This is a genomic window from Oceanobacter sp. 5_MG-2023 (assembly GCF_030548165.1).
GTDB lineage: Bacteria > Pseudomonadota > Gammaproteobacteria > Pseudomonadales > Oceanobacteraceae > Oceanobacter.
In genome coordinates this window covers 1-4,754 of record NZ_JAUORS010000046.1, presented here as the reverse complement: position 1 = coordinate 4,754, position 4,754 = coordinate 1, and the positions used below count along the sequence as shown (strand labels likewise).

Sequence of the window (4,754 nt, the reverse complement as noted above, 5' to 3'; positions counted from 1 at the left end):
ACCCTGGCGGTGAATAACCTGGATGAAGTGGGGCCTGTATTTACCTCCGGGACTCTGGCGGATGCCATTGACGAAAATTCTGGTGCCAGCTCGGTTATTTACACCGCAGCGACCGATGACGCGACGGCGGTTTATTCGTTGTCTGGTACAGATGCGTCACTGTTCAGCATTAATTCAGCCACCGGCGAAGTGACGTTATTGGCGGATGCCGACTACGAAACCAAACCAAGCTACAGCTTTACTGTCACCGCTACCGATGGAGCCGGTAACCACACCGACCAAATCGTTACTTTAGCAGTCAATAACCTGGATGAAGTCGCACCGACGATTACGTCTGGCGCTACGGCCACTGCGATTGATGAAAACAGCGGTGCGGGCAGTGTGATTTATACCGCCACCGCGGATGACTCCGCAGATATCTCTGATGGCGTCACCTTCAGTCTGTCAGGCGACGATGCGGCGTACTTCAGCATCAACTCCGCTACAGGCGAAGTGACTTTGTTGGCGGATGCCGACTACGAGACCAAGTCCAGCTATTCATTTGTGGTCACGGCCACAGACGGAGCAGGCAACTTCACCAACCAAACCGTGACGCTGGCGGTCAACGATCTGGATGATACCGCTCCAGACGTCAGCATTGTATTGGCTCCCGCACAGGTACAACTGGGATATGCCACGGTACAAGATTATTTTCCGCAAATCACTGAGGTGGGCAGCGATGGTGCCTATGCGGTGACCTGGCTCGGTCGGGATAGCGACTGGGATTATTCGATCTTTGTACAGGCCTTTAGTGCCGATGGTTCTCTTAATGGCACTATTGTACCGCTGACAGCGCCCAATCATTATGACTATGGCCCGCAAATCACCGCGGTGGGCAGCGATGGCGCCTATGTGGTGACCTGGTATGGAGCAGATAGCGCTAATGATTATTCGATCTTTGTGCAGGCCTTTAATGCCGATGGTTCTCTTAATGGCACCGCGGTACAGCTGGAAGCGCTGGGTAATACTACTGGTCATGACTTTGATCCTCAAATCACCGCGGTGGGCAGCGATGGCGCCTATGTGGTGACCTGGAATGGAGCAGATAGCGCTAACGATTATTCGATCTTTGTGCAGGCGTTTAAGGCCGATGGTTCTTTCAACGGTGACACAGTACAGCTGGAAGCGCCGGGTAATACCACCTACCCTCAAATTACCGCCGTGGGCACTGATGGCGCCTATGTGGTGACCTGGTACGGTGATGATAGCGACGGTGATTATTCGATCTTTGTGCAGGCGTTTAAGGCCGATGGTTCTTTCAACGGTGACACAGTACAGCTGGAAGTGCCGGGTAATACCACCGCTGATGATTGGTACCCTCAAATCACCGCCGTGGGCACTGATGGCGCCTATGTGGTGACCTGGTACGGGGCCGATAGCGGCGGTGATGATTCGATCTTTGTGCAGGCGTTTGATGCTGATGGTTCATTGAGTGGCACCACGGTACAGTTGGAAGCGTTGGGCAATAACGCTGGGCATGATTTGCTACCCCAAATCACCTCGGTGGGCAGCGATGGTGCCTATGTGGTGACCTGGTATGGGTATGACGGTGTTGGCTATGGAGGGAATACCTCGATCTTCATTCAGGCCTTTAATGCCGAAGGCTCTCTCGATGGCAGCACGGTACAGCTGGAAGCGCTGGGTAATACCACCGGTGAAGATTATGCTCCACAAATCACCGCAGTAGGCAGCGATGGCGCCTATGTGGTGACCTGGTACGGTGAGGATAGCAACAATGACTATTCGGTCTTTGTTCAGGCATTTGATGCCGATGGTTCCTTTAACGGTGCCACGGTACAACTGGAGGCCTTGGGTAATACCACCGGTGATGACTATGATCCGCAAATCACCGCAGTGGGCAGCGATGGAGCCTATGTGGTGACCTGGTATGGAGAGAATAGTGACGGTAATAATTCGATCTTTATGCAGGCCTTTAATGCTGATGGCTCGCTGGTGATGGATAGCACCTATGAAACCGGTGAGCTGGTGACACTGCAAAGCAGCGAAGCGGGTACGGTGTATCTGGTCAGCGATACGGTCACCGTAACCAGTGAATCTGATATTACCAGCGCCAGCAGTCATCTCTGGGTCGCCGCAACACTGGCAGCAGCAGGCACCGTCACGGTGGATACCACGGCGCTGGCCTATGGCGATTATTACGCTTATGCCGTCGACAATGCCGGCAATCTGAGTCTGGTTTCTGATGAGCGAGTCACATTAGCCGATCAAACAGCGCCGACCTTTACCTCGGATGCCACCATCCCCGCCATTGACGAAAACTCCGGTGAGAACGTGGTGATTTACACTGCGACCACGGATGATGCGGCAGCGGTTTATTCGTTGTCTGGCACAGATGCGTCACTGTTCAGCATCAACTCCGCTACAGGCGAAGTCACTTTGTTGGCGGATGCCGACTATGAAACCAAGTCCAGTTACAGCTTTACCGTCACCGCCACCGATGGAGCCGGTAACCACACCGATCAAACTGTTACGCTGGCGGTGAATAACCTCGATGAAGTGGCACCGACGATTACCTCTGGTGATACCGCTACTGCGATCGATGAAAACTCTGGTGCTGGGCAAGTGGTGTATACCGCCACTGCGGATGACTCTGCTGATATTTCGGATGGCGTGAGTTTCAGCCTGTCTGGTACAGATGCGTCACTGTTCAGCATCAACTCGGTAACCGGCGAAGTCACCTTGTTGGCCGATGCGGACTACGAGACCAAGTCCAGCTACAACTTTACTGTAATCGCCACCGATGGGGCTGGTCACTTCACTGACCAGACCGTGACACTAGCGGTCAATAACCTCGATGAAGCAGCGCCGACGATTACCTCTGGTGATACCGCGACTGCCATCGATGAAAATAGCGGTGCCAGTACTGTGGTGTATACCGCCACCGCTGATGACTCTGCAGATATCTCTGATGGTGTGAGTTTCAGTCTGTCGGGTGCAGATGCGGCGTACTTCTCGATTGATGCCAGCACCGGTGAAGTGACTCTGTTGGCCGATGCCGACTATGAGACCAAGTCCAGCTACAGCTTTACCGTCACCGCCACCGATGGAGCTGGTAACTACACCGACCAAACCGTCACCCTGACGGTGAATAACCTCGATGAATTGGCACCGACGATTACTTCTGGCGCTATCGCCACTGCGATCGACGAAAACTCTGGTGCTGGGCAGGTGGTGTATACCGCTGCTGCCGATGATTCAGCGGATATATCCAGTGGAGTGAGCTTTTCGCTCTCAGGCGACGATGCGGCGTATTTCAGCATCAACTCAGCCACCGGTGAAGTCACCTTATTGGCCGACGCTGATTACGAAACAAAAGACAGTTACAACTTTACCGTCACAGCCATCGATGGGGCCGGTAACCACACCGACCAAATCGTTACTTTAGCAGTCAATAACCTGGATGAAGTGGCACCGACGATTACCTCTGGCGCGACGGCCACTGCCATCGATGAAAACTCTGGTGCGGGGCAAGTGGTATATACCGCTGCTGCCGATGATTCAGCGGATATATCCAGTGGAGTGAGCTTCTTGCTCTCAGGCGACGATGCGGCGTATTTCTCGATCGATGCCAGCACCGGTGAAGTCACTTTGTTGGCGGATGCCGATTACGAAACTAAAGCCAGCTACAGCTTTATTGTTACAGCCACCGATGGAGCCGGTAACCACACCGACCAAATCGTTACTTTAGCAGTCAATAACCTGGATGAAATCGCGCCAACGATTACCTCTGGCGCTACGGCCACCTCGATCGATGAAAACTCTGGTGCTGGGCAAGTGGTGTATACCGCCACTGCGGATGACTCTGCTGATATTTCTGATGGCGTGAGTTTCAGCCTGTCTGGTACAGATGCGTCACTGTTCAGCATCAACTCGGTAACCGGCGAAGTCACCTTGTTGGCCGATGCGGACTACGAGACCAAGTCCAGCTACAACTTTACTGTAATCGCCACCGATGGGGCTGGTCACTTCACTGACCAGACCGTCACCTTGGCGGTGAATAACCTCGATGAAGCAGCGCCGACGATTACCTCTGGTGATACCGCGACTGCCATCGATGAAAATAGCGGTGCCAGTACTGTGGTGTATACCGCCACCGCTGATGACTCTGCAGATATCTCTGATGGTGTGAGTTTCAGTCTGTCGGGTGCAGATGCGGCGTACTTCTCGATTGATGCCAGCACCGGTGAAGTCACCCTGTTGGCGGACGCCGATTACGAGACCAAGCCTGACTACAGCTTTACTGTGGTTGCCACTGATGGCGCAGGTAACGTCACTGATCAAGCAGTAACATTGGCGGTTAATAACTTCGATGATACCGCCCCGGTCATTAGTTCGGGCAGCAGCGTGAGTGTGGATGAAAATACCGCCATTGACTCTGTGATTCATACGGTCACCGCCGATGATTCCGGGGATATCTCCGGTGGCGTGACTTTCTCGCTCTCGGGCGACGATGCCGCACTGTTCAGCATCGATGCCAGCACCGGCGACGTCAGCCTCAACACCATACTGGATGCTGAAACCCGCACTGACTACTCATTGATCATCACCGTGACGGATGCGGCAGGTAACTACAGCAGTCAGGCTGTCGCCCTGACCGTGAATGACCTGGACGAATCCGCTCCAACCTTTACCTCCGGCGCTGCCGGTTACGTGGTGAGCTGGACGACCGCCGACGACGGCGACGGCAGCGGTAT

1 protein-coding gene is annotated in these 4,754 nt (G+C 54.0%); it reads left to right on the top strand.

Going from position 1 to position 4,754, the window contains the following annotated elements; translation table 11 throughout:
• On the top strand, positions 1 to 4,754 hold a 4,754-nt coding region (locus Q4551_RS16000; protein WP_303434915.1), incomplete at both ends, for a cadherin domain-containing protein.